Here is a 25409-nt window from a genome sequence, read left to right on the forward strand (position 1 = left end):
CCTTTTTTACGTATGAAAGGGTGGGATACTTTGTTGAAAACGAAAAACATTGCAAGGATCATATATAGTTTTCACTTTACGTAATCTGTGAAAGTTAGAGCCATAGTAACTAGTTTGCCAATTTTTAATGTCGATATCGGGCCAATTGACATAATCACCTAGTGTATAAGGATCTAAGCTTTCTCTTAAATCTTTAACCCAGCGTATATTTCGATTTTCTTCATCATCGCATTTCCAAGAGGTAATGTATTCTTGCGCAATAATTGCTTTGCGATGGAAATAAGCTGTTTCAGTAGGCGAAATATTTTCCACAGCACCTACGAGCGATTGGTGCCAAATACTCGCATCTTTATTTGGTGCATGAGAAAGAAAATATTGCATAATCTGAATGCCTTTAAGAGGGATAGGTTTATATACGTAGGAACCGGAGCGCTTGAAGTTTTCAGGGATGTTACCACTGTTAAAAAATTCAACAGCCTTTATATAAGGAACTTCATCTATAAAGAGAGAGGGGGTACCGGTTTCAAGAAGTGGTGATAATAAGGAATGGAGTTCAGAGGGAGAGCCAACAAACTCACCTTGTGCTTCAATTTTATTTTGTTGCTTTGCGAATAATTCAATTGATGAAGTGAGACGTTCATCTATATAAGGCGCCCAGTTTTGCCAAGCTTGAAATGCAGCGATAAAATCTTCCCATTCCCATGTGATGGAGAAGATTGATACATTTTTTATAGGATGTACTCGAAAAGTTAAAGAAGTAACAATTCCGAAGTTTCCACCACCACCGCCGCGGCACGCCCAAAACAAGTTAGGGTTTTCTTGTTCGTTTGCACGAATGATTTTTGCGCCCAATTTACCGCATGCTTGTACCATTTCAACTTCTACTAATTGATCACATGTTAATCCAAATAAGCGTGAAAGCATACCGATACCACCACCAAGTGTTAATCCAACAATTCCAACACTTGCACTTGTACCAGCCGGTATTGTAACACCATAATTCCAAAGTTCTTTATAAACCGTACCAAGATTTGCACCAGCTTCAATTGTTGCTGTTAATTTATTTGTATTAACAGTAATGCGATGCATTTCACTCACATCAATAATAAGTCCTCTATTTAAAAGAGAAAAATTTTCATAGCTATGACGTCCGCTTCTTAAGCGAAATGGTATATGACGTTCACGTGCCCATTTTAAGGCATTACACACATCATTTTTATTTTGGCAAAAAACAATAATACAAGGGAGTTTTGGAATACTTAAATTTAAATTCAATCGGGCTACGTCATAGTCAGGATCTGAGGGAACAACGATACGACCTGTTAATTTTGTTTGTTTCAATTTATCACTCCTTTCTAAAATAAGCAGTGCTTTTTATTAATATATGAAAAGCGTATGTAACGTGCGTGGACAAGAGCAGGTAAGAATGAGATTTACCTTTGTGAGAAATAAATAAAGTGAAGGCTAATAATCAGTGGGAGTTTTGTTCCTCCCCCACTGATTATTAGCCTTCACCAATCGGACTTTAACGGGCAGCCCGATCCCCACCGAACTTCTTTGCTTTCGCTGAATTTTGAGGTGGGGTTCTTACTGCCCGGCCAATAGCGGGATAAAGCATAAGAATAAGGAATCTACATAGAGTTCAATGAAAACAGTTGCAAACTATTCATATTTTGTTATGATAGTGTTACGAAAACGTTTGCATAAAATTTCCGATGGGATGCAAAAGGAGAGAATGACTATGAATAAGACATGGTGGAAAGAAGCAGTTGCTTATCAAATTTATCCACGAAGCTTTATGGATTCAAATGGTGATGGTATTGGAGATTTACAAGGTATTATTGCAAAGCTGGATTATTTAAAAGATTTAGGTATAGATGTAATTTGGATTTGTCCAATGTATAAGTCTCCCAATGATGATAATGGTTATGATATTAGTGATTATCAAGATATTATGGATGAGTTTGGTACAATGGCGGATTTTGATGCTTTATTAGATGAAGTTCATAAGCGTGACATGAAGCTTATTATTGATTTAGTTATTAATCATACGAGTGATGAACATCCATGGTTTATTGAATCTCGTTCATCTAAAGACAATCCGAAGCGTGATTGGTACATTTGGCATGATGGTAAAGATGGTGCGGAACCAAACAACTGGGAAAGTATTTTTAATGGTTCGGCATGGGAATATGATGAAGTAACAGAACAATATTATTTACATTTATTCTCACGTAAACAACCAGATTTAAACTGGGAGAATAAAGAAGTTCGTGAAGTGTTATACGATACAGTTAATTGGTGGCTTGATAAGGGAATTGATGGTTTCCGTGTTGATGCAATTAGCCATATTAAAAAAGAAGATGGCTTCAACGATATGCCAAATCCAAAAGAATTAAAGTATGTACCATCTTTTGATAAACATATGAATGTGGATGGTATTCAACCTTTATTAGAAGAGTTAAAAGAAAATACATTTTCTAAGTACGATATTATGACTGTTGGTGAAGCGAATGGCGTTAAGATTGAAGATGCTGAGCTTTGGGTTGGAGAAGAGCAAGGTAAATTCAATATGGTATTCCAGTTTGAACATTTAAGCTTATGGGATGCAGAAAAGAAGAAAGACCTTGATGTTGTAGGATTGAAAAAGGTATTAACGAAATGGCAAAAAGGATTAGAGAATAAAGGATGGAATGCTTTATATATCGAGAATCACGATAAGCCACGTATCGTTTCAACGTGGGGAGATGATAAACAATATTGGCGTGAAAGTGCAACAGCTCTAGGAGCGATGTATTTCTTTATGCACGGTACACCGTTTATTTATCAAGGACAAGAAATTGGTATGACAAATGTTCAGTTACCAAATATTGAAGATTACGATGATGTAGCAATTAAAAATTTATATCGAGAGAAAATTGCAGAAGGCGTATCACATCAAGATATGATGGAAATTATATGGGCTTCTTGCCGTGATAATTCACGTACACCTATGCAATGGAACGATGAGATGAATGCTGGTTTCACAACAAGTGCACCTTGGTTTGGCATGAATCCAAATTACAAAGAAATTAATGTTGAAAAGCAAAAAAATGACGAAAAGTCTATTTTCAATTTCTATAAGACAATGATTGCCTTGAAAAAAGAGCATGATGTATTGAATTATGGTACGTACGATTTACTTTTAGAGGACGATCCACAAATTTATGCATATACACGTACGTTACAGGATGAAAAAGTCATTGTAATTAGTAATATCTCAAAAGAGGAAGCTGTGTATAATGAGCCTTTATTCGCACTAGAACGCAAACGTTTGCTTTTAAATAACTATGAAGTTGCGGAACATGAACAATTAACTACAATCACGTTAAAACCTTATGAAACAAGGGTTTATCGCATTTCATAATACAAAAGGATGCTCCTTGAGCATCTTTTTTTATGAAAAAAAATAAATTTCTATTGCAATGTGAAAACGCTTTTATTAAAATAGATTTATGAAAACGGTTGCGTAACAAAAAAGATAAAGCAATATGAGGAATCGTTTTCATAAGAGAAACAGAAATTATAATTTAAATCATTATGTTGTTATAAATAAAGGGGAGGAAGAACAGATGAAAATTACGTCTTTTGATTTTTGGCAAAAGTTCGGGAAAGCATTATTAGTTGTTGTAGCTGTAATGCCAGCAGCTGGTTTAATGATTTCCATCGGTAAGCTAATTGGAATGTCTGCTGGGGATATTAACGCAGTTCATACTATTGCTCGTGTAATGGAAGACATCGGTTGGGCAATTATTACAAATTTACACATTTTATTTGCAGTAGCAATTGGGGGATCTTGGGCGAAGGATCGCGCAGGTGGTGCATTTGCAGCACTATTAGCATTCGTCTTAACAAATCGAATTACAGGAGCAATATTTGGCGTAAACGCTCAAATGTTAGCGGATTCAAAAGCGACAGTTTCTTCAGTATTAGCAGGAGATTTAGTTGTAAAAGATTACTTTACTTCTGTACTTGGTGCACCAGCATTAAACATGGGAGTTTTCGTAGGTATTATCACAGGTTTCTTAGGAGCTACTTTATATAACAAATACTATAACTATAATAAACTGCCACAGGCATTAGCATTTTTTAATGGAAAACGATTCGTACCATTCGTTGTAATTGTTTGGTCTACAGTCACTGCGATTGTATTATCACTTTTATGGCCATTTATCCAAAGTGGATTAAATGAATTTGGTCGCTGGATTGCAGCATCTAAAGATAGTGCGCCAGTTGTTGCGCCATTTGTATATGGAACGTTAGAACGTTTATTATTACCATTCGGATTACATCATATGTTAACGATTCCGATGAATTACACAGAGCTAGGCGGAACATATACGATGTTAACTGGCTCAAAAGTTGGGCAAATTGTAGCAGGACAAGATCCATTATGGCTTGCATGGATTACAGACTTAAATAATTTATTAGCAAGTGGAGATACGAAAGCGTATAACGATTTATTAAATAACGTTGTACCAGCTCGTTTCAAAGCTGGACAAGTTATCGGCTCAACAGCAGCGTTAATGGGGATTGCTTTTGCGATGTTCCGTAATGTTGATAAAGAAAAACGTGCAAAATATAAACCAATGTTCTTATCAGCAGCATTAGCAGTATTTTTAACAGGTGTAACAGAACCAATTGAATTCATGTTCATGTTTATTGCACCAGTACTATATGTTGTATATGCTATTACAACAGGACTTGCATTTGCATTAGCAGATTTAATCAACTTACGTGTTCACGCATTTGGATTTATTGAGTTAATTACTCGTACACCGATGATGGTTAATGCAGGACTAACAAGAGATTTAATCAATTTCGTTATCGTTTCATTAGTATTCTTCGGTCTTAACTTTACATTATTCAATTTCTTAATTAAAAAGTTCAATTTACCAACACCAGGACGTGCAGGTAACTATATTGATAATGAAGATGAGTCATCAGAAGGAACAGGAAATGTACAAGATGGTTCATTAGCAACAAAAGTTATTGATTTATTAGGTGGAAAAGAAAATATTGCTGACGTAGATGCTTGTATGACGCGTTTACGTGTAACAGTAAAAGATTTAGATGTTGTTGCACCAGAAGCGCAGTGGAAACAAAATGGTGCTTTAGGGCTAATCGTAAAAGATAAAGGTGTACAAGCAGTATATGGTCCGAAAGCTGACGTATTAAAGTCAGACATTCAAGATATGTTAGGTGCGTAATAATATGAAATTGCTAACTTTAAACTGTCACTCTTGGCAAGAAGAGAATCAAATGGAAAAGATAAAATATCTTGCTAAAGTCATTCAAGAAGAAGAATACGATGTCATCGCATTGCAAGAAGTCAGTCAGTCGATACAAGCTGAAAATGTATGCGGTAACAAGAAAAAAGATAATTTTGGACTTTTACTATTAGAAGAGTTAAAAGTGTTAAATGTAAAAGATTACAATATTACTTGGGATTTCTCTCATATTGGTTATGATGTGTATGAAGAAGGATTAGCGATTCTAACGAAACATAATGTTATAAAAGAAGATATGTTTTTTGTATCAGAAAATAAGGATACAACGTATTGGAAAACACGCAAAATTGTAAGTGCAACAATTGCTTATAATGGTAAGGATATAACGTTTTATTCTTGTCATCTAGGTTGGTGGAATGATGAAGAAGAATCATTCCAAGGTCAAGTCGATCGTTTGATGGAGCGTGTAGATAGCAATGAACTTTCCTTCTTAATGGGGGATTTTAATAATAATGCTCGTTTGCAGGGTGAGGGTTATGAATATTTGATGCAAAAAGGTTTGTACGACACATACGAACTAGCGATAGAGAAGGATGAAGGAACAACTGTCCAAGGCGAGATTGCTGGTTGGGATGAAAATAAACATAATTTGCGAATCGATTTAATAGTGTGTAACCAAAGTAAAAGAGTTCGTTCTTCAAAAGTTATTTTTAATGGTACAAATCGAAATGTAATTTCAGATCATTTCGGTGTAGAGGTTCAATTAGATATATAATAGAAGAAATCCTCACAGATGATGAAAAGCTGTGAGGATTTTTTTTAGGAATACAAGTATTTCCAAGAGAAAATACTTGTATTTTTTATGACATTTCCTATATATTTGTTATTATTGAATGTAAAACTAATTTGGTCATTTTGTATGCATACTTTTTTTACTTCGTTATATAATGAAGTAAGTGAAATATTTAATGGGAAAAATAGTGTGTTTTCGTTTAATCCACGATGTAGAAAGTGATATAATTGCAAAATGTATGTATCATTTTCTAAAGAAGGAAAAATATATAATTAGGTGATAACTTCTATGAAACAAATTTGGCGTATTTATAAGACAGATTTACGGAATGTAGCTAAACATTGGGCTGCAATTGTTATTGTTTTAGGGTTAATGATTTTACCATCGTTATATGCATGGTTTAACATTAAAGCTTCTTGGGATCCATATGGAAATACAAAAGAGGTTCCCATTGCAGTTTCTAACCAAGATGCAGGCTCTAATTTAAGAGGGAAAGATATCAATATCGGGAAAGAGATTGTAGATTCTCTTAAGAAAAACAAAAACCTTGGTTGGAAATTTGTAGACGAAAAACAGGCAATTTACGGAGTTGAGCGTGGAGATTATTATGCAAGCATTACGATTCCGAAAGACTTCTCTGAAAAAATTGCAACTGTTCTGGATGAAAATCCACAGAAACCAGAACTTGATTACTATGTAAATGAAAAGGTAAATGCGATTGCACCGAAAATTACAGCAAAAGGTGCATCAGGTATTACAGAAGAAATTAGTAAAAACTTTGTTAAAACAGCGAATGGTGAGATTTTTAAAATCTTCAATGACCTTGGAATCGATTTAGAAACAAACTTACCAAGTATCGAGAAAGTAAAAGATCTTGTCTTTAAGTTAGAAGCGCAGTTCCCAGAAATGAATACACTGATGGATAAGGCGTTAGATGATGCGACTCGAGCAGAGGATGTTGTGAAAGTAGCGCAAAAAGAGCTGCCAGTTGTAGAAAGTGTTATTAATGATGGGCAAGAAGCGTTAGGGAATTTAGATAAGTTCTTTGCAAACAACGATCAAACATTGCAAAATGCTCCTGGGACGATACGAAATCATTTAACAACGGCTAAAGATGTAATGGACAAAGCAAATACGTTTACGAACTTTTTAATGAATCCAGGGATAGACCTTTCTGGTATGAAGGGATTACCTGAGTTTCCAGCGCGTCCGGATCTTTCAAAGTTGAATGATGAAGGTTATAAAAATATTGCAAGAAATATTAATCAAACAGTGAATAATGTTTTAAACTCGGCACGTGCAGGAACAACATACGGGAAAAGTGTTGTAAACGGATTGCAAAATGGTCAGTTTGATCCAGAAAAGGCAAAGCAAGATCTTAATGCGGTTTCTGAAAATCTTCAAGGTCGTACAGATAGTGTTGCATACCTTATTAATGTATTTACTGAACTTCAAAAATCGGCTACGACTGATTTTGGTCAAAGCTTTTTCCAAGGGCGAGTGGATCGCTTAACTAAGCTGAAAAGCGGTATGGAAAATGCAAACAACGGTATTAAAGATATTGTAAATGTTATTGGTACAGGACAAGAAGTAAAGAAAGATGTAACAGATGCAGCAAATCAAAAATTAGATGCAGCAAATGGATTAATTGATCAAGCGGAAAAAGATTATAATGAAACATTTGTAGCAGATTATAAAAAAGCAGTTAGCACAGTTGATCAAGCGAAAGCTGATGCAAATGGAGCATACGATACTGTGAAAAATGAATATGATAAGGCAAAAAATACTTTTGAAGGTATTATAGCAGACGTAAATAATAGAGGTGTTAATGGATTAGATAGCACAAAAGTATATTTAAACGATTTAAATGGTCAATTACAAGCTACTAAGAATCTAATTGGTGATGCGATTCCGGTTCTAGAAAGCACAAATAAGGTATTAGCAGATGTAAATAGTGACAAAAACCTTAATAATGGAATTGCAAAATTGAATAAAGCACAAAATGCTGTTCAAAAAGGTATAGATGCAACAAATAAGGCAACTACATTAATTAACAATGGACAGAAGCCTACAAAAGAGGTTGTAGAAAGTATTAATGAAGCAACTAAAAATGCTTCAGCTCAATTAGGAGATTTCTTAGCAACATATGATTCAGAAATCGTTCCAAACTTTAACACAGCAATTGAGCGTACGAAACGTATGTCTAAAAACACAACTCAAATTTTAAGCGAAGCAGACAAAAAGCTTCCAGATGTTAAAAAATTACTAGAAGATTCATCAAAAGGCTTAGTAGACGGTAGAAAGAAATTAGCAGACATTAAAGCTGACATGCCGGAAACTGAGAAAAAGGTTAAAGAATTAGCAAATAAAATTCGTGATTTTGAATCTGAAGAGGATATAAAAGACATCATACGCTTATTGAAAAACGATGTTGAAAAGCAAAGTGATTACTTTGCGAATCCAGTAAATTTAAAAGAGAATAAATTATTTGCGATGCCGAACTACGGTTCAGCGATGTCACCATTCTATACAGTGCTTGCATTATGGGTAGGCGCATTATTAATGGTTTCATTATTAACAGTAGAAGTACATGAAGAGGGCGCAAATTATAAGAGCCATGAAGTTTACTTCGGACGTTTATTAACATTCTTAACGATAGGTCTTTCACAAGCGTTTATCGTATCAATGGGAGATATATTCTTACTCGGTACGTACGTAGTCGATAAATTCTGGTTTGTGTTATTTAGTTTATTTATTGGTGGAGTCTTCGTTTGTATCGTATACTCACTCGTTTCTATTTTCGGAAACGTTGGGAAATCGATGGCGATCATTTTACTTGTACTGCAAGTAGCAGGATCGGGCGGAACATTCCCAATTCAAATGACACCGGCGTTCTTCCAAGCACTTTATCCGTTCTTACCATTCACATACGCAATTAGTGCAATTCGTGAAACAGTGGGTGGAATGCTTTGGGATATCGTAACAAGAGATTTACTTGTACTAAGTGTTTTCGTAGTAGTTATGATTGTTGCTGCATTATTACTGAAAACGCCAATTAATAAATCAAGCGAAAAATTCGTTGAGAATGCAAAAGGAAGTAAAATTATTCACTAAAAAAAGGTTCCTACCGATAGAGGTAGGAACCTTTTTTGTTTAATCAAATTTTAATTTCTTTAATGCTTCTGCGAACGGGTTATTTAATGGTTCTTCTTCTTTGTTCTGTTGTTTCAAATATTTTTGAACGTCACGCTTATCAGCTTTGTTTCCAGATTCTTTTTTACGTCTCTCCTGGAATGTCGATAATTTTTCGCGATAGCCACATTTACATGCAAAGATTTGACCTTCACCTTCACCACGTAGTTCTAGTTTCTTCTTACATTGTGGACAACGAGCGTTTGTTGTGCGAGATACATTTTTACGATGACCACATTCACGGTCTTGGCATACGAGCATTTTTCCTTTTTTGCCGTTTACTTCTAGCATCGGTTTACCACAGTCTGGACAAGACTTTGTTGAAATGTTGTCATGTTTATATTTTTTATCGCTCGATTTAATTTCAGAAACAATTTCTTTCGTATAGTTCTTCATTTCAGAAATGAAGACTTCTTTTTTCAGTTTACCTTTTGCGATAGCCTCAAGTTTTTGTTCCCATTCACCAGTTAGTGTAGGAGATTTTAACTCTTCTGGTACTAAATCAAGTAACTGACGGCCTTTTGATGTAATGTGAATATCTTTACCACGCTTTTCAAGTAAAAATGAATTGAAGAGTTTGTCGATAATATCTGCACGTGTCGCTACAGTGCCTAATCCACCAGTCGATTTTAACGTATCAGCAAGTTGTTTATTTTGCGTATCCATATATTTTGTAGGATTCTCCATTGCTGAAAGTAAAGTCGCTTCATTAAATCGTGCAGGTGGCTTTGTTTGACCTGATGTTTGCATAATTAACTTTACAGCTAATGTATCACCTTTTTCAATGTGAGGTAGAAGCTGCTCTTTTACGTCATCAGTTACATCATCGTCTTCAAAGCGATTTTCGTATACTTCTTTCCAACCAGAGTGTAAAACCGTTTTTCCGCGTGCAATGAACGTTTCATTACCAACTTTTGTGCGTAACGTTAGTTGCTCGTATTCGAATGCTGGGAATAAAACAGCTAAGAAACGTTTCACAACTAAATCATAAATTTTACGCTCTTTATCTGTAAAGGATGAGAAATTAACGTATCCTTCTGTTGGAATAATTGCGTGATGATCGCTTACTTTACTATCATCAACAAATGATTTATTAGGCTTAATTGGCTTTTGTAGTACTTTATGTGCTAACGGACGATATTCCCCGACACCGCACGCTTTTAGACGTTCTGGAAGTGTTCCAACGATATCAGATGAAATGTAGCGTGAATCTGTACGAGGATACGTCAACACTTTATGTTGTTCATATAATTTCTGCATAATGTTTAATGTTTCTTTAGCAGAGTAACCAAACTTTTTATTTGCATCACGTTGTAATTCAGTTAAATCGTAAAGGCCAGGAGAGAATGACTTCTTCTGTTTTTTATCAATTTCCACAACAGTGGCATTTTGTTTATCTAGATTTTTTACAATACCATCAATTTTTTCTTTATTAAAACTACGGCTATTACCGTTTGCATCTTGCCAAGTTAGTTTTAACTTATCAGTTGTTTGCGCTTCGATACCGTAGTAAGTTTGAGCTTTGAAGTTTTTTATTTCATCTTCACGACTAGCGATCATAGCGACAGTAGGCGTTTGTACACGACCGCAATTTAGTTGAGCATTAAAGCGAGTTGTTAAAGCTCGAGTCGCGTTAAGACCGATGTACCAGTCAGCTTCTGAACGCGCAACTGCTGAAGCATATAAATTGTCATATGCTTTACCTGGTTTTAAATTTGCGAAGCCATCTTTAATTGCTTTATCAGTAACAGATGAAATCCATAAACGCTTAATAGGCTTCTGTATTTTAACTTTATCGATAATCCAACGTGCGACTAATTCGCCTTCACGTCCAGCATCTGTCGCTACAATAATTTCATTTACATCTTTTCTAAGTAGCTGGCTTTTCACAGCATTAAACTGTTTACCAGTTTGTTTAATAACCGTTAATTTCAAACGCTCCGGTAGCATCGGTAAGTCTTCTAAATTCCATTTTTTATATTTCACATCATAGCTTTCTGGATCTGCTAATGTAACGAGATGACCTAAAGCCCAAGTTACAATATATTTACTACCTTCAAGATAGCCGTTTCCTTTTTTATCACACTTCAGTACACGAGCAATATCTCGCGCAACGGAAGGTTTTTCAGCGATTACAACGCTTTTTGACATATTAAAAACATCCTTTCAAATTTCCATAAGTTAAATATAGCATACATTTTCTTGAGATTCAGTTTCGCTCGAGGTTTGAGCTGTTTTAGTGGAATGAACAAAACTCCTACTGATTAAAGTTTCACTTTATACGGAAAAGTAAAGAACTTGTTATTTTACTAGAATAAGAGTAGACTTTGAAGTAGATGAATAAGAAACACATGGGAGTTTGTGGATGCAAACTGAGAGTATGACTAATCCGTCATTGACCATTTGAACCTGTTGGATAATGCCAGCGTAGGGAGAGTGTAAAAGCACATGTTCAGGCACTTTGCATACGCGCAAAGTGCCTTTTTGTGTATCTCCCATCATTATAGTTAGGAGATGAAAAGGATGAATAGGAAAGAAATTAGTAAAGTAGTGGATTTAGTGAGGGAATCTAATCCGCTCGTTCATAATATTACAAATGTTGTTGTAACAAACTTTACAGCGAACGGTTTGTTAGCACTAGGGGCATCGCCTGTAATGGCGTATGCAAAAGAAGAAGTAGCAGAAATGGCTAGCATTGCGGGAGCGTTAGTATTAAATATGGGAACACTTCGTCCCGAGGAAGTAGAAGCGATGTTACTTGCTGGTAAGTCGGCTAATACGAATGATGTACCAGTATTGTTTGATCCTGTTGGCGCAGGAGCAACATCATATCGAACAGAAGTTGCGAGACATATTCCAGCTGAAATAGAGCTAGCGATAATTCGTGGGAATGCAGCTGAAGTAGCTAACGTTATTAATGAGAGATGGGAAATTAAAGGGGTAGACGCTGGTACTGGAAATGGCAATGTTGTAAATATTGCAAAACAGGCAGCAGAGGAATTGAATACAGTTGCGGTCATTACTGGAAAAGAAGATGTCGTTACAGATGGAGAGCGAACGATTCTTATTCGAAACGGTCACTCCATTTTAACAAAGGTGACGGGAACAGGTTGTTTACTAACTTCGGTAATAGGAGCATTTGTAGCAGTTGAAAAAGATTATGTAAAAGCAGCGGTAGCCGCATTAACATTTTATGGGGTAGCTGCGGAACTGGCAGCTGCTACAACATTAGGAAAAGGGCCTGGTAGTTTCCAAATTGAATTTTTAAATCAATTAGCGAATACAACTTCAGGTGATATTGAGAAGTATGGGGAAATTGAGGAGTTAGAGCAAGGGGGATGAAACACATGATGCGCATTGAAACCAAGAAAATGTCTAACCTATTGCAAGTGTATTTTATTATGGGAAGCAATAATTGCAAGAAGGATCCGTTAGCTATATTGAAAGAAGCGTTAGACGGTGGAGTGACACTTTTTCAATTTCGTGAAAAGGGAGAAGGGGCTTTAACTGGAGAGGATAGAGTGCGTTTTGCAAAGAAATTGCAGGCGCTTTGCAAGGGATATGGTGTTCCTTTCATTGTAAATGATGATGTAGAATTGGCCATTGAATTAGATGCAGATGGTGTTCATGTGGGACAAGATGATGAAGGGATTACATCTGTTCGTGAAAAGATGGGAGATAAAATTATCGGTGTATCTACACATACAATTGAAGAAGCAAAATGGGCGATTGAAAACGGAGCAGATTATTTAGGAGTTGGGCCTATTTTTCCAACAAGTACGAAAAAAGATACGAAAGCGGTTCAAGGAACGAAAGGATTAGCTCATTTTAGAGAACAAGGAATTACAGTGCCGATTGTTGGTATCGGTGGGATTACAATTGAAAATACTGCTGCCGTTATAGAAGCGGGTGCTGATGGCGTTTCAGTTATTTCTGCAATTAGTCTAGCGGATTCTGCGTATGAAAGTACGAAGCGATTAGCTGGGGAAGTAAATAAGTGTTTGTAGATAAAAGACCACGTAGTATGAAAATACTACGTGGTCTTTTGTCGTATAAAACAAAATATGCCGCCTAAACTAGTATGTATAAACATATATTGTTTCGGAGGCGAAGGCATGATTGTATTTCAGGATATTATAGCTGCTTATGAGAAAATGAAGGGCATTGTACATATGACCCCATTAGATTATTCAAGTACATTTAGTGAGTTATCACAGAATGAAGTGTATTTAAAGCTGGAGAATTTACAAAAGACAGGCTCTTTTAAAGTACGTGGTTCTTATAATAAAATGGTTTCTCTTGAGAAAGGTGATTTAGAAAATGGTGTTGTTGCGGCATCTGCTGGAAATCATGCGCAAGGAGTCGCTTATTCTAGTAATATGCTTAGTATTCCTTGTACGATTGTGATGCCAAAAGGTGCTCCGTTAAGTAAGGTGCTTGCGACAAAAAAGTACGGTGCACATGTAGAATTACAAGGTGATGTATTTGATGATGCCTTAGCTTATGCACTAGATTTAAAAGAGAAGACAGGAGCGAAATTTGTACATCCATTTGATGATGAAGCAGTAATTGCTGGTCAAGGTACAGTCGGTCTGGAAATATTACAACAGCTGGAAGATGTAGAGGCTGTTATTTGTCCTATTGGAGGTGGAGGACTAATTGCAGGAGTTGCGATGGCAATTAAAGAACAAAAGCCATCAGTGAAAATATACGGGGTGCAGACACTTGCTTGTCCGGGAATGAAACAGTCACTTGAGGAAAAGAAGGTAATAACAGTAGAGTCGACGCCAACTATGGCGGATGGAATCGCGGTTAAAAGGCCAGGTGATTTGACTTTTGAACTTGTACAACGTTATGTGGATGATGTGTTTTGTGTAGATGAGATGGAAATTGCACGAACGATGTTAATGCTTCTTGAACGGAACAAATTGTTGGTTGAAGGGTCTGGTGCGAGCTCATTAGCTTCTTTGCTTTATCGCAAAATCCCAATAAAAGAAAAAAAGGTCGTATCCGTACTAAGTGGTGGAAATGTCGATGTAAACTTTATTTCGCGTATTATTGAGCATGGAATGGTTGAAGCAGGACGCTTCATTCACATCGCGACAATGATTAAAGATAAGCCAGGCTATTTGCATCATTTGCTCCAGATTGTAACAAATTTTGAAGCGAATGTATTAAATATACATTTAGAACGGATTGGTACAAAGGTATTTCCAGGATATGTGCAATTGCACTTATCATTAGAAACGAAAGATAGAAATCATATTGAAGAAATATTGAGTGGTTTAAAAAAGAAAGGGTATGTTGTAGAAGTTATTGATTGAAAAAATTAAACAAACGTTTAATTAAAAAAGCACAAACCCTTTTAAATTATAGGTTTGTGCTTTTTATTTAAAACATAATTGAAATTAAGAGCATTCCAATTCCGATAGAAGTAAAGGTTGCGATTAAGCCGGGAATCATGAAGCTATGATTTAAAACGTATTTACCGATACCTGTTGTACCAGTGCGGTCGAAGTTAATGGCAGCAACGATTGTTCCATAGTTTGGAATGAAGAAGTATCCGTTTACTGCAGGGAACATAGCAATCAGTAATGCTGGCGGAATACCAAGAGACAGTCCAAGTGGCATTAAGGCACGAACTGTTGCTGCTTGGCTGTACAGTAAAATAGATAGAATGAATAATGCAATAGCAAATAGCCATGGTGCACTTGTAACTAAGTGCTGAATTGATCCTTGAATCATATTTAAGTTTCCGTTAAAGAAAGTATCTCCCATCCAAGCGATACCGAAAATAGCAACAACCGCTGTTGCTCCAGCTTTAAAGACGTTACCAGACACAATGCTTTCTACATTTGGTTTACAGAAAATAATAATAAGAGCTGCGATGGTTAACATAACCATTTCAATTGTGTTTGGCATGGAAAGACGAACTAGCTTCCCGTCAACCATCCATCCTGGACGAAGTGCTTCAAATGAACCAAGAAGTACGACAAGGAAAGTTCCTACTAGGAAAAGAATAACTGATAATTTAGCGCCTTTTACACCTACAAATTCTTTTTTCTCTTCAAGCTTAGGAATCATACCTTCTTTTAATCGTTTTAAGTATTCAGGGTCTTCATTTAGTTCTTTCCCCATCTTACTAGCAACGAATGCAGCTACCATACAAGCGATGAAAGTAGAAGGGATACTTACTTTTAAAATATCTAATAAAGTAATTTTATAGTCAGCTAACATTGCTAAAAGGGCAACTGTGGCAGCTGAAATGGGACTAGCTGTAATTGCTTGTTGAGAAGCGATTACGGCAATTGACATTGGTCGTTCTGGTCTAATTCCTGATTCACGAGAGACTTCTGCGATAACAGGAAGTACAGAATAGGCAACGTGACCAGTGCCAGCACATAGTGTGAACAAATAAGTAACAATTGGAGCGAAAAATGTAATGCGCTTTGGATTTTTTCGTAAAGCTTTCTCAGCTAGATGAACAAGATATTCCATTCCTCCAGCGGCTTGCAAAGCACCAGCGGCAGTAATTACTGCTAAAATCATAAGCATTACATCGATAGGAGGAGCGGTTGGTTGTAAGTGGAAGACAAAAACGAGTATTGCCATACCAACTCCACCCATTACTCCTAAGCCAACTCCGCCTAGGCGTGCACCAATAAAAATGCAGAGTAATAAGGTAAGAAATTGTAGCCAAAACATGATAAATTACCTCCGAAATTCATAAGTTAAGATATATTCGAATAATTTAATTTAAATGAAAATTAGTGAAATATCCGAAGGGATCTTTGATTTATATACGTTTTTTATTATATAACATAAAAAAAGTAACATTCACGTATTTTGTTAAATTATTTCGAAAAAATAATACATTGGAATTTTATATTTATATCTCTAAATAAGTAGACATTTTAATTTAAATGTTGTAACCTTGGAAAGAGAATAATTTAATTCTCATAGAACTCCCATATCGTTCAACTCGTTCAGCGAGAAAGGCAAACTGATGGAAACATGAGGGCGCAAAACTATAGGGGCTAAGGTCGAAAGGCTATGCTAGCCAGTTACCGGACGGATAGGGTTGGTCTTGACCAATGCTTTTTACATTGGTCTTTTTTTATTCTCGAACATATTGAGAATCATTTCAAACAAAATATTGATATATTTTGTTTTTTTGTTTTAAATAATTAAGGAAGGTGAATATTGATGAAAAAGTATTGGCATAAGTTATCGTTTCTTCAAAAGAACGTCTTATTAACTGTATTAGTTATTTTGACGCTTGTTGGAAGTATGGGCGCGTTAAGTTTCAATTTGTTTCAAAATAGTATGATGTCTTTATTTGAAAGGCAGTCTATTGAAACAGGAGAGATAGTAGTACATGACTTGGATACAGAATTAGTTAAAGATATGGCGAAAGATCCTACAACCGAAAGAGTGAAAAAAGAAAAGTTAACAGAGCAATTAGATGAAGTGACAAAAGGTTTAAAAAGTGTGGGACAAACGTATGTTACAGGAGCAAAGCCGAATGAAAAACGAGAATTACAACTCGTTGGTTTGACTACAGAGCTAACAAATGCAGTGCCTGTAAAGCCGGGAGATTATTATGAACAACCGACTCATTGGATGGATGCATATGATAAAGTGATGGACACGAAAAAGGCCCAAATGACAGAAGTATATGAAGATGAATTAGGTTCGTGGGTGACAATATTAGAACCAATTAAAGATGGAGAAAACAATATTGTTGCAATTGTTGCGGCTGATTTAGATGCTTCTATCGTTCCTAGTACAAAGAAGAATTTTTTGATACAGGGTTTACTATTTATTATTATTTCATTAGCAATCGCGACTATTGCTCAATTCTTTATCGTACGTAACTCGTTAGCTCCATTAAAAGATTTACGAGAGGGATTACGTAAGATTGGTGAAGGTGACTTAAGTATTAAATTAAAAGAAAGACCAGATGATATTGGAATTATTAATGTTTATTTCAATGATACAATTGAGAAATTTAAAGGGATTATAGATAAAGTTAGGCAGACCGCTGAGCAAGTTTCTTCTTCTTCACATGAATTGTCGGCAAGCACAGAGGAAAATAGCATGGCAGTTCAAGAGATTGCAAGTTCTATTGAAGGTTTAAGAGTAGGGGCACAGTCTCAAGAAACTTCAGTCCAACAATGCTTAGGAATTGTGCATGGAATGGAAGATAAGGTAGAAGAGATAACTGGAGCTGCGAAACAAGTTGCGGTTGCCTCAGAAGGTATGGAGCAACATTCAATTGAAGGTAATGAAGTGATTGGACAAATTATTAATCAAATGAGTTTAATCCAAAATGCAGTGAAAGATTTATCTTCTATTATTTATTCGTTAGAAACAAGATCAAAAGAAATTAGTGATATTGTAACTGTAATTACAGGTATTTCAAATCAAACAAATTTATTAGCTTTAAATGCTTCTATTGAAGCTTCTCGTGCTGGAGCAGCTGGAAGAGGATTTGCAGTTGTTGCTGATGAAGTACGTAAATTAGCAGAACAAACTGAAACGTCAGCGAAAGATATAGCAAAATTAATTAGTGAAACACAAGCTGAAACAGAAGAGGCTGTAGTTTCAATGCAAAAAGGTTCAAAAGAAGTAGAATCTGGAATTTCACTTGTTCAAAGTAGTGGTGCTTTCTTTGAAAAAATTTCAAAATCAGCACAATCTGTTAAAAATCAAGTGAAAGCTGTTTCTGGCAATTCGAGTGATATTTTACAAAATAGCCAGAATATCGTTCAAGTCGTAAATGAATTATCACATATTGCAAATACTTATGCGAATAGTAGTAGTAATGTTGAAGAAAGCATGAAGGAGCAAGAAATATCAGTACAAGATATTGCAGAATTAGCGACTTCTTTAAGTTGGCTTTCTCAGGAATTGCAAGAGCTAATTGGTGAGTTTAAAAGCGAATAAGGAAAAGTGAAATTTTAATCAAGGGGGCAGCCCCCTTGATTATGAGTTGAACAAATCTGCCCGTTAATACGGGATAAAAAAGGTGTGAATTTTCACACCTTTATTATATTTAGGAGAGGAATTTACATAAATATGAAATTAGCGATTTCTTATAATGAGATGGTAAAAGAATTTTTAGGGAAAGTAGAAGGGAGTATTCAAATACCTAAAGATGCACAAAAGATAGAGTTTGGAATAAAAAGAAAAACTATACCATTTCCAAAATTGACTCATATTGTAGATTTAATAGGAGCAGCTGCGACGTGGTTATATCATGTTTCTAAAGAAAAACATATTGTCGTGCTTTATCATGTAAGAGGAAGTTTATTTCCGATTACTATTGAAGTTTCTAATTTTCTCTCCTATGAAAGTTTGAATTTGCAGATTGAAGAGCAGCTGGAACAAATTAAAGAAATGAATGAGGAAGAAATAGAAGAGTTTCAAAACGGTAATACATTATATGAAATGTCACCTATTATTATTGGTGAAACATATTATGAGCTACAAGACACAAATACATTACAATTTGTATTTAGTAAAAATATGCAAAGTGTAGAAATAATATATAATAGTGTTAATTGGAAAGAGACAACGATTACTCGTTATGCACAACAAATACAAGGTATTTTAATTGATTCATCACAAAATGCGAATAAACATATAAAACATTTTAATGTTATTACAGAGGCCGAGATGGCACTTTATAGTCAAGTGAATGATACGACAGCAGTATATCCTGAGAAAAGTATCGTCGATATGTTCTATAATACTGTTACTCAATTTCCAAATCGTATAGCTTTATCTTCAAGGGAAGGTACTTTAACTTATGAGGAGCTAAATAAAAAAAGTAATCAAATAGCTCATATGTTAATGAAAAACGGCGTCCAATTAGGAGACTATGTTGGAATATTTATGAAACGTAGCATAGACACAGTAGTAAGTATGGTAGCTATATTAAAAGCTGGTGCAGCGTATGTTCCGATTGATCCAGATTATCCGGAAAGTAGAATACAGTACATTATTCAAGATAGCCAAGCGAAAGTTATATTGATGAAAGAGACGCCTATAACATGTGATGGGGTTCAAACAGTTTCAATGTATGATAGTGAAACTTATGAAGATATAGATGTACAGTTGTCTATTCATTGTGATGATGTAGCTTATATGATTTATACATCTGGTTCAACAGGGAATCCAAAGGGAACGATGTTAGCACATAGAGGCGTTGTTAATCTGTACACTTGGATGCAAAAGCAATATGAATTGACAGAAGAGGATGTATTTGCCCAATTTCCTTCCTTTAGTTTCGATGCTTCTGTATGGGAGTCATTTGCTTCTTTATTCTGCGGAGGAAACTTGTATGTATTATTAGAGGAAGAGCGATTGTCTGTAGAAGCATTTGCAAATGCAATCTATAAAGTGAAAGCAACCTCGATCTTGGCATTAGCGACAATTTTTGTTCGACAAGTAGCAACTTATTTAGCAGAAGAAGATATATATAAGCTAGCTTCCCTGAAAAGAATTGCGATTGGCGGTGAAATGTTGCCTGTAGAGGTTATTAAATTGTGGAGAGAAAGAATAAATACAAATGTTGAAATTCATAATGTATACGGACCGACAGAATGTACTGTAGTGACGACAACCTATAAAATACCTAATCAGTTAAATGAGGATGTTGCGAGTATTCCCATTGGTAAACCATGTGCTAATTATCAAGTTATGATTTTGGATGAGAATATGAATCTTTGTCCAATTGGTGTACCTGGTGAATTATATATAGATTCAGTAGGATTAGCAAAAGGGTATTTTAATAAGCCTAATAAAACAATTGAAGCTTTTATTCCGAACCCCTTTAATCCTATAGTTAATATATATAAAACAGGTGATATCGTTAAGTTGCTAGAGGATGGAAATATAGAGTTTTTACATCGGAAAGATGATCAAGTAAAAATTAGAGGACATCGTATTGAACTAGGAGAAATCCAAAGTAAAATTTCTCAAAATCATAATATAAAAGAAAATGCTGTTTTTGCTAAGAAGAGCAAGGAAGGTAGCCAATATTTAATCGCATTCTATACAACTTTGAACAAAAAGGAAATACCAGAATTAGTTTATCAGTTACAAGAGCAGTTACCGGATTATATGGTACCATCTAAATTAATTTATATTAATGAACTACCACTTACACCAAATAAAAAGGTTGATGTTAAAAAGTTAGCTCAGTTAGAAGAAAAGTATGAACCGGTTCGTCTACAAGAATATGTTGCACCTTCTAATAAAGCAGAGAAACAAATAGCGAAAGCTTGGGCAGAGGTATTAGGAATTTCAAAAATTGGAGTGTATGATGATTTCTTTACAATTGGTGGACATTCGTTGAAAGTATTGAGAGTCTTAACATTGTTAAAAGAAGATTTTTCACATTTAACAATTCAAGATTTCTTTAAAGAAAGAACGATATATGGATTAGCTAGAATTGAGAGAGAAGTAAAAGTAGAGACAGAAGAAGTATTTCGTGAATATAAGGTGATTCACGAACCGAATACTATTACTTATTCGAATGTTTTAGAAGAAATTAACATCTCAAATGTCTTTTTAACAGGAGCTACTGGTTATTTGGGGTCGCACATATTATATGAATTATTGAGAGATACATCTGCTACCATTTATTGTTTAGTAAGACCGACAAAAGATGTGCAACAAAGAATTATCGATACATTAACAAGCTACTTTAATGATATATGTGAAGAGTGGTTACAGCGTATACAGGCTGTACCTGGTGATTTGGGAGAAGAGTATCTTGGGATGAGCGAAGAGGAATTTATTTTAATTAGTTCTAAGGTCGATACGGTAATTCATTGCGGTGCAGATGTAAGACATTTTGGAGATGTAAAACAATTTAAAAATGTGAACGTCCAAGGCACGAGCCGTATGCTAGCGTTAGCCGAGAATGGTGCTATATTCCACTTTATTTCTACAATTGGTATTCCGATAGAATTAGCGGTAGAGCAATGGGATACATATATGGAAACAGGTGATTTCAATTATAATGTAGAGTTAGAGAATGTGTATTCCGATAGTAAACTACAGGCGGAAAATCTTGTTCGTGAAGCTTTGAAGAGCGGCATACGAGGGAATATTTATCGTGCAGGTAACCTAGCATGTCATTCAGAAACGGGTTCGTTCCAACAAAACATTGAAGGAAATGCATTTTATCGTCTTATTAAAACGATGCTTCTAATTGGAATGGCACCAAATGTGAAGTGGAAAGTTGATTTTACACCAATTGACTTTGCCAGTAAGTCGATTGTATCGTATTTACAAGATCCAAAAATTGTAGGAGAGACGTTACATATTTGTCATCCACATCAAGTTGAATTTGAACATTTTATAAAGCTAATTGAGGGATGTGGATACAATCTTGAAATGGTTCCACTTTCGGAATATGTAAATATCGGGCTTGAATTAGCAAAAGGAAATGAAGAAATAGCAGAGTTAATTGCTTCTCAAGTTGCAGGAGATGGAGCACAGCAATCTGAAATTGTCATGGGTACTCGTAGAACAAATGAATGGATTAAGAAAAAAGAGCTGATAGTGCCAGCGATTAATAAAGAATTTATTCAGCTGTTATTAGCTCATGGTGAAAAAGTTGGATATTTTCCAAAAGTAATGAAATGATTATGTACGCTTTTGTTTGTTCAATAAAATAAATCATGCTACAATGAGAACGAATTAAGAACCGGGGAGCCAATTGGCTGAGAGGATGTAAGTATACATCGACCCTCAACCTGATCTGGATAATGCCAGCGTAGGGAGTTACTTTAAAGTGATGTAGCATAAGTTATTATAGAATAACTTGTATACAAGGCTTTCCTACATGGTAGGAAAGCCTTTTCTTTTTTTGGAAACATATTTTATAAGGGGGATTTTTATTATGTCACAACAAGTTACAATGTCATTTTCAGTAGTACCGCAAGCAAAAACAAAAGATGTATATTCTGTTGTTGATAAAGCAATTGAAGTTGTACAACAATCGGGAGTTCGTTATGAAGTAGGAGCAATGGAAACAACGTTGGAAGGAGAATTAGATGTACTTCTTGATGTCGTGAAACGTGCGCAGCAAGCTTGCGTCGATGCTGGAGCTGAAGAAGTGATTACTTCTATTAAAATCCATTATCGTCCAAGCACTGGTGTAACGATAGATGAAAAGGTTTGGAAGTACCGTGATGAATATGCAAAACCAGAAGCAATCTAAACTTATTACAACAATTTGGCTTATCCTTCTCATTGCCATATGGGAAGGATCTGTTTCATTATTTAAAATCGAACCGTGGATTTTACCAAAGCCTTCTGCCATTGTTCAAGAATTAATTGGAATGAAGGATTTACTATTACCAAATACGATGCAAACACTGCAGGAAGTTATAATCGGACTATTTTTTGCGATTTTACTTGGGACGAGTATTGCAATTATTATGGATGTGATACCTTTATTTCGTATTTTAATAAATCCGTTGCTCGTTATTTCGCAAACGATTCCAATCGTTGTACTTGCACCGTTATTTATTATTTGGTTTGGATATGGGATGTTGCCGAAAGTAATGGTCGTCATACTTGTTTGTTTCTTCCCAATTGCGCTTAGTATTTTAGAAGGTTTTCAAACTGTAGATAAAAATATGTTGAAATTGTTGCAAACAATGAAAGCAACGAAATGGCAAGTTTACCAGAAAGTAAAGTTTCCGGCAGTGCTCCCATACTTTTTCTCGGGTTTAAAAATTGCAGTTACATATAGCGTGATGGGGGCAATTATCGGAGAATGGCTCGGTGCAAGTGAAGGGTTAGGGGTTATGCTTACGAGAGCTACAAAATCCTTTTTAACTGCTCGAGTATTTGGTGTTGCAGCAATTATCGTCATGGTGACATTATGCCTGTATTTTATCGTGGAGTTTATGGCAAGAATAACAGCACCATGGATATATAGAAAGGACGGCAGAAAATGAAAAAAGGTTTAAAAATTATGTTAGCTGCTTTATTAGCAGTAAGTGTGGCTGGGTGTAATCCGGCGAAGAAAGAAGAAAGTGCAAGTAAAGATAAAAAAGTAAAAGTTGTTTTAGATTGGTTTCCAAATACGAATCATACTGGCTTATATGTAGCGAAAACGAAAGACTATTACAAAAAACAAGGGCTTGATGTAGAAATTATCCAGCCTGGTGATAATGTCACAGCAGAGCAGATGATTGCTTCTGGGAAAGCAGATTTTGCGATAAGCGCACAGGAAAATGTAACATTAGCTCGTGTTGAAGGAATCCCAGTTGTTTCTGTTGGTGCAATTATTCAGCATAATACCTCTGCTTTTGCATCACTAAAAAAAGATAATATGACGTCACCGAAAGAATTTGAAGGTAAACGTTATGGTGGCTGGGGAGGACCAGCAGAAGAAGCGACGTTAAAAACAATTATGGAGAAACATCAAGCTGATTTTAATAAAGTCGAAAAAATCATCTTAGGACAAACAGACTTCTTCAAATCAATCGGTCGTGATGCGGACTTTGAATGGATTTATTATGGATGGGATGGCATTGAAGCGAAGCGTCAAGGAAAAGAGTTAAATACGATTATGGTGAAAGACTTAGATCCAGCGCTTGATTTCTATAGTCCTGTTATTATTACGAGTGAAAAACATACGAAGCAAGATAAAGACTTCGTGAAAAAGTTTATGACTGCAACGACAGAAGGTTATAATTTTGCAATTAAAGAGCCGAAAGAAGCTGCTGATATTTTAATTAAAGCTGTTCCAGATGTGAATAAGGAATTAGTACAAGAAAGTCAAAAGTGGTTAAGTACGAAGTATCAAGATGATGCAAAAGCGTGGGGGGTACAGAAGGAAGAAGTTTGGACGAATTACATGAATTTCTTATACGACAACAAAGTTATTAAAAAGAAAATTGATGTAAAAGATGCTTTTACAAATGAATTCCTTCCAAGTGAAAAATGAGCGGATTACAAATAAAAGATATTGTGAAATCTTTCGATGGAAAGAATGTATTAGCAAATATTAGTGCCTCTATACAGGAGGGAGAGTTTGTCTCTTTTGTCGGTCCAAGTGGTTGTGGGAAAAGCACATTGTTAAATATGATTGCGAGTGTTGAAGAGCCAACGAGTGGAGAGGTATTTTATAATGAGGAACATGTGAGAAAACAAGATGTTGTAAGCTATATGCCACAACAAGATTTATTATTACCGTGGCGATCGGCTTTACAAAATATTGTTCTTCCATTAGAAATTGAGGGGAAATCTAAAAAACAAAGGTTAACAGAAGGGATGGAAGCATTAAAGCAGTTTGAGTTAGATGAATATGCGGATCATTATCCTGATGCATTATCTGGTGGTATGCGCCAAAGAATTAGCTTTCTTCGTACATACTTATGTGAGAAGCCAATTATGCTACTTGATGAGCCTTTTGGAAAATTAGATGCATTTACAAAAATGGAAGTACACAGTTGGCTTTTAAATTCTTGGCATCAAGAAAAGCAAACAATTGTTATGGTTACACACGACTTAGATGAAGCAATTTTGCTTTCTGATCGCGTATTTATTTTATCTCAAAGACCAGCATCAATAGTTGGTGAAGTGCAAGTGAAATTACCTCGTCCTCGAACGATGGATATGTTAACATCATTGGAGTTAAAGAAGGATAAGGAAGAAATTTTAAGTGTATTAGCTCCTTATATGAAAAAATAGAAAAAGTCTTTTAACAGTTTTAAACGTTTCACATGAGCTTCTTTCTATGAAACGTGGATAACGAAAGTATGGAATATCGAAGAATGGAACGTTTAAAAATAATCACAAAGAAAAGGCCGTAGCTTATATAAGCTACGGCCTTTTCTTTGTGATTAACATGATTTTCGAGAACTCTTACATGAGAATTGTATGAAGAAGCACTCTTATGGTGCGCTTATAAGCGTGCTTTTTCTGCGATTATGTTTATATTTATAATAATATTAGACGCCTTTCCCTAATAGGCAACTATCTTTTTTGTATATATAGATAGCTTGAAATGGAATGAAAATTATTCCTATATATAAAGAATAAGGTGATTAGTATGGGAAGACAATAGAAATTAAAGGAAATTCATGTAAAATTCAGATGAACTTCACGCAAACTTCATA

General features: G+C 35.4%; 16 protein-coding genes and 3 riboswitches. Of the genes, 13 read left to right on the forward strand and 3 right to left on the reverse strand.

The annotated features are described in order from the left end of the window. Positions 1–6: 6 nt before the first annotated feature. Positions 7–1341, reverse strand: coding sequence for an FAD-binding oxidoreductase (locus tag JDS81_RS19930; RefSeq protein ID WP_097953936.1), 1335 nt, complete (start codon positions 1339–1341; stop codon positions 7–9). Positions 1342–1741: 400 nt separating this feature from the next. On the opposite strand from JDS81_RS19930, the gene JDS81_RS19935 reads away from it, so the two are divergent. The 4 genes from JDS81_RS19935 to JDS81_RS19950 all read left to right on the forward strand — a co-directional run bounded on the left by JDS81_RS19935 (position 1742) and on the right by JDS81_RS19950 (position 9177). After that, positions 1742–3406: a glycoside hydrolase family 13 protein gene (locus JDS81_RS19935; protein ID WP_016107445.1), complete on the forward strand. Its 1665-nt coding sequence runs from the start codon at positions 1742–1744 to the stop codon at positions 3404–3406. Between the two features lie 205 nt (positions 3407–3611). Further along, positions 3612–5249 (forward strand): PTS transporter subunit IIBC, encoded by a 1638-nt coding sequence (locus JDS81_RS19940; RefSeq protein ID WP_000705554.1) that lies wholly within the window; start codon positions 3612–3614, stop codon positions 5247–5249. A gap of 4 nt (positions 5250–5253) precedes the next feature. Then, a complete protein-coding gene (locus JDS81_RS19945) occupies positions 5254–6045 on the forward strand; it encodes an endonuclease/exonuclease/phosphatase family protein (RefSeq protein ID WP_097953937.1) in 792 nt (263 codons plus the stop codon). Between the two features lie 306 nt (positions 6046–6351). After that, positions 6352–9177, forward strand: a complete 2826-nt coding sequence (locus JDS81_RS19950) for a YhgE/Pip domain-containing protein (RefSeq protein ID WP_097953938.1) — start codon at positions 6352–6354, stop codon at positions 9175–9177. A 39-nt stretch (positions 9178–9216) separates the two neighbouring features. Here the strand turns inward: JDS81_RS19950 and topB are convergent, their stop codons facing one another. Then, positions 9217–11406, reverse strand: coding sequence for a DNA topoisomerase III (gene topB / locus JDS81_RS19955; protein WP_097953939.1), 2190 nt, complete (start codon positions 11404–11406; stop codon positions 9217–9219). Between the two features lie 190 nt (positions 11407–11596). Beyond that, a riboswitch (TPP riboswitch) is annotated at positions 11597–11706 on the forward strand. Between the two features lie 72 nt (positions 11707–11778). Between topB and thiM the strand changes: the two genes are divergently transcribed. The 3 genes from thiM to ilvA all read left to right on the forward strand — a co-directional run bounded on the left by thiM (position 11779) and on the right by ilvA (position 14579). Continuing rightward, entirely contained in the window at positions 11779–12597 is an 819-nt protein-coding gene (gene thiM / locus JDS81_RS19960; RefSeq protein WP_033663216.1) for a hydroxyethylthiazole kinase, read from the forward strand. Between the two features lie 5 nt (positions 12598–12602). Next, positions 12603–13262, forward strand: coding sequence for a thiamine phosphate synthase (gene thiE / locus JDS81_RS19965; RefSeq protein WP_000984527.1), 660 nt, complete (start codon positions 12603–12605; stop codon positions 13260–13262). Between the two features lie 108 nt (positions 13263–13370). Beyond that, positions 13371–14579: a threonine ammonia-lyase gene (gene ilvA, locus JDS81_RS19970; protein ID WP_097953940.1), complete on the forward strand. Its 1209-nt coding sequence runs from the start codon at positions 13371–13373 to the stop codon at positions 14577–14579. A gap of 67 nt (positions 14580–14646) precedes the next feature. Here ilvA and JDS81_RS19975 read toward each other — a convergent pair whose 3' ends face one another. Next, positions 14647–15960, reverse strand: a complete 1314-nt coding sequence (locus JDS81_RS19975; RefSeq protein ID WP_087968992.1) for an anaerobic C4-dicarboxylate transporter family protein — start codon at positions 15958–15960, stop codon at positions 14647–14649. Between the two features lie 282 nt (positions 15961–16242). Further along, a riboswitch (cyclic di-GMP riboswitch) is annotated at positions 16243–16327 on the forward strand. A 134-nt stretch (positions 16328–16461) separates the two neighbouring features. On the opposite strand from JDS81_RS19975, the gene JDS81_RS19980 reads away from it, so the two are divergent. The 6 genes from JDS81_RS19980 to JDS81_RS20005 all read left to right on the forward strand — a co-directional run bounded on the left by JDS81_RS19980 (position 16462) and on the right by JDS81_RS20005 (position 24981). Next, positions 16462–18204, forward strand: coding sequence for a methyl-accepting chemotaxis protein (locus JDS81_RS19980; protein ID WP_000761069.1), 1743 nt, complete (start codon positions 16462–16464; stop codon positions 18202–18204). Between the two features lie 132 nt (positions 18205–18336). Then, on the forward strand, positions 18337–21918 hold the full coding sequence (locus JDS81_RS19985; RefSeq protein WP_097953941.1) for a non-ribosomal peptide synthetase family protein: 3582 nt from the start codon (positions 18337–18339) through the stop codon (positions 21916–21918). Between the two features lie 52 nt (positions 21919–21970). Next, positions 21971–22072: riboswitch (TPP riboswitch) on the forward strand. 102 nt (positions 22073–22174) lie between these two features. Next, entirely contained in the window at positions 22175–22495 is a 321-nt protein-coding gene (locus JDS81_RS19990; protein ID WP_000082906.1) for an MTH1187 family thiamine-binding protein, read from the forward strand. After that, complete coding sequence (locus tag JDS81_RS19995; protein WP_001057166.1) at positions 22467–23240, forward strand: ABC transporter permease; 774 nt, start codon at positions 22467–22469, stop codon at positions 23238–23240. The genes JDS81_RS19990 and JDS81_RS19995 overlap by 29 nt, the downstream gene beginning before the upstream one ends. Next, positions 23237–24235, forward strand: a complete 999-nt coding sequence (locus JDS81_RS20000) for an ABC transporter substrate-binding protein (protein WP_097953942.1) — start codon at positions 23237–23239, stop codon at positions 24233–24235. Before JDS81_RS19995 ends, JDS81_RS20000 begins: the two co-directional genes overlap by 4 nt. Beyond that, a complete protein-coding gene (locus JDS81_RS20005; protein ID WP_000016055.1) occupies positions 24232–24981 on the forward strand; it encodes an ABC transporter ATP-binding protein in 750 nt (249 codons plus the stop codon). The genes JDS81_RS20000 and JDS81_RS20005 overlap by 4 nt, the downstream gene beginning before the upstream one ends. Positions 24982–25409 lie beyond the last annotated feature (428 nt).

Origin of the sequence: Bacillus cereus group sp. N31 (assembly GCF_016483245.1) — a bacterium.
In the GTDB taxonomy this organism is placed as follows: domain Bacteria; phylum Bacillota; class Bacilli; order Bacillales; family Bacillaceae_G; genus Bacillus_A; species Bacillus_A toyonensis.

Bases quoted from the DNA above. Each gene is read 5' to 3' on its own strand.
- JDS81_RS19935 (WP_016107445.1), top strand. From the start codon at position 1,742: ATGAATAAGACATGGTGGAAAGAAGCAGTTGCTTATCAAATTTATCCA.
- JDS81_RS19990 (WP_000082906.1), top strand. From the start codon at position 22,175: ATGTCACAACAAGTTACAATGTCATTTTCAGTAGTACCGCAAGCAAAA.
- JDS81_RS19975 (WP_087968992.1), bottom strand. From the start codon at position 15,960: ATGTTTTGGCTACAATTTCTTACCTTATTACTCTGCATTTTTATTGGT.
- JDS81_RS19950 (WP_097953938.1), top strand. From the start codon at position 6,352: ATGAAACAAATTTGGCGTATTTATAAGACAGATTTACGGAATGTAGCT.
- JDS81_RS19980 (WP_000761069.1), top strand. From the start codon at position 16,462: ATGAAAAAGTATTGGCATAAGTTATCGTTTCTTCAAAAGAACGTCTTA.
- topB (WP_097953939.1), bottom strand. From the start codon at position 11,406: ATGTCAAAAAGCGTTGTAATCGCTGAAAAACCTTCCGTTGCGCGAGAT.
- thiM (WP_033663216.1), top strand. From the start codon at position 11,779: ATGAATAGGAAAGAAATTAGTAAAGTAGTGGATTTAGTGAGGGAATCT.
- thiE (WP_000984527.1), top strand. From the start codon at position 12,603: ATGATGCGCATTGAAACCAAGAAAATGTCTAACCTATTGCAAGTGTAT.
- JDS81_RS19985 (WP_097953941.1), top strand. From the start codon at position 18,337: ATGAAATTAGCGATTTCTTATAATGAGATGGTAAAAGAATTTTTAGGG.
- JDS81_RS19940 (WP_000705554.1), top strand. From the start codon at position 3,612: ATGAAAATTACGTCTTTTGATTTTTGGCAAAAGTTCGGGAAAGCATTA.
- JDS81_RS20000 (WP_097953942.1), top strand. From the start codon at position 23,237: ATGAAAAAAGGTTTAAAAATTATGTTAGCTGCTTTATTAGCAGTAAGT.
- JDS81_RS19945 (WP_097953937.1), top strand. From the start codon at position 5,254: ATGAAATTGCTAACTTTAAACTGTCACTCTTGGCAAGAAGAGAATCAA.
- JDS81_RS19995 (WP_001057166.1), top strand. From the start codon at position 22,467: ATGAATATGCAAAACCAGAAGCAATCTAAACTTATTACAACAATTTGG.
- JDS81_RS20005 (WP_000016055.1), top strand. From the start codon at position 24,232: ATGAGCGGATTACAAATAAAAGATATTGTGAAATCTTTCGATGGAAAG.
- ilvA (WP_097953940.1), top strand. From the start codon at position 13,371: ATGATTGTATTTCAGGATATTATAGCTGCTTATGAGAAAATGAAGGGC.